Below are 1,554 nucleotides of genomic sequence, written 5' to 3' on the forward strand. Positions count from 1 at the left end.
GGGGTGAGAGGCCGCAGTCAGGGGTGAAGTCGGGGGCTCAGCCCGCGTACGGCGTCTTCGCCCTGGCCTCGCGCAACGCTCGGCCCCACCACACCAGTTGGTCCAGCATGGTCTTGGCCGCCGCGTCCGGGCCGGACGGGTCGTGCAGGGTGCCCGCGTCGTCGAAGGACGCGCCGGCGTTGTGGAAGGAGACGGTGTCGCGGACCGTCACGGCGTGGAGCTCGGCGAAGACCTGACGGAGGTGCTCCGATGCGCGCAGGCCGCCGGACAGTCCGCCGTAGGAGACGAGGGCGACCGGCTTGGCCTGCCACTCGCCGAAGTGCCAGTCGACGAGGTTCTTCAGGCCCGCCGGGAAGGAGTGGTTGTACTCGGGCGTGAGGACCACGAAGGCGTCAGCGCGGGCCAGCTTCGGGGTGACGCCGGACAGCGCGGCGGTCGCCTCCTGGGTCGGTTCGAAGGACATCGGCAGATCGACGTCGGCGACGTCCACGACCTCGGCGACCAGGTCGTCCCGGTCCCGGAGGCGGTCGAGGAGCCAGCCGGCGACGACCGGGCCGAAGCGGCCGTGGCGGTTGCTGCCGACGACGAGGGTCACCCGGAGGGGCTCGGTCGCGGGCTGGGCAGGGGCGGGTGCGTTCGCAGTGGTTGTGTTCATGCGGCACAGCCTCATACCTCAACCTTCCTTGAGGTCAAGGCCCGAGGGGTGCGGCACCCGGGTCACCCGTTCACACGCGCGCCCCGCGCTTTTCCACGACCTGCCCGCCGATCGCCCGTGACCTGCCCAAACGCCCACGCGGAGCACCCTGCCCGCCTCACCCTGACACCCATTCACCCCAATTCTGACGCTCCCTCAGAAGGCGCGGTCGCCCCGCTGCCCGTTACCTCGGAAGGGCAGGTGCACGAACGAACAGCTCTAGGGAGCACCGATGCGACGTACCGCCCGGCCGCTGACCGGTACCGTGCTCGCCGTCGCCGCCGCGGCTCTCGCCGCCGCCCCCGCGTACGGCGCGCCCGCCGGTGACGTGGAGGTGCACCCGTCCTCGGTCGTCCCGGGCGGACAGGTCACGGTGCGCACGGCGGCCTGCGGCGACGGCGGCACGGCGACGGGCGACGCCGGCGCGGTCGGGGCCGGTTCCCTCAGCCTCGCGCCGGGCCCGGACGAGCAGGACGCGACCGGGCGGTTCAGGGTGCCGCCGAGCGCGCAGCCGGGGACGTACGAGATCACGGTGACGTGCACCGGGAGCGGCCGTCGGATCACCGGTGACCTGGTGGTCACGCTGACCTCCGAGGGCCGGCAGGTCCATCCCAGAGGGAGTGTGAAGACGGGGGTCGGCGGTGCCCTGGGCCCCGATCCCGTGCAGACCGCGGCCGGTGTGGCGGCTCTCGCCGTCGCCGCCGCGGGCGGTACCTGGCTCCTGCATCGCCGGGCGAGAGGCGACGGGATCTGACGGACACCCTCCGCTGTCCGTCGCCGGTACCGCATGTCCCCTCCCCCTCCGGGTCCGACGCCCCTCGCGGCCCGGAGGGGGGTACGGGGCGGTCCCTGGACCGAGA

Annotated in this window: 2 protein-coding genes; one reads left to right on the forward strand and one right to left on the reverse strand. The window is 73.5% G+C overall.

The window, feature by feature from the left end; genetic code table 11:
* Positions 1-37: 37 nt before the first annotated feature.
* Complete coding sequence (locus CA983_RS43495; RefSeq protein ID WP_086606095.1) at positions 38-655, reverse strand: NADPH-dependent FMN reductase; 618 nt, start codon at positions 653-655, stop codon at positions 38-40.
* A 271-nt stretch (positions 656-926) separates the two neighbouring features.
* Between CA983_RS43495 and CA983_RS43500 the strand changes: the two genes are divergently transcribed.
* Positions 927-1,448 (forward strand): hypothetical protein, encoded by a 522-nt coding sequence (locus tag CA983_RS43500; RefSeq protein ID WP_086606094.1) that lies wholly within the window; start codon positions 927-929, stop codon positions 1,446-1,448.
* The last annotated feature ends 106 nt before the right edge of the window (positions 1,449-1,554 follow it).

This window comes from Streptomyces swartbergensis (assembly GCF_002148965.1).
In the GTDB taxonomy this organism is placed as follows: domain Bacteria; phylum Actinomycetota; class Actinomycetes; order Streptomycetales; family Streptomycetaceae; genus Streptomyces; species Streptomyces swartbergensis.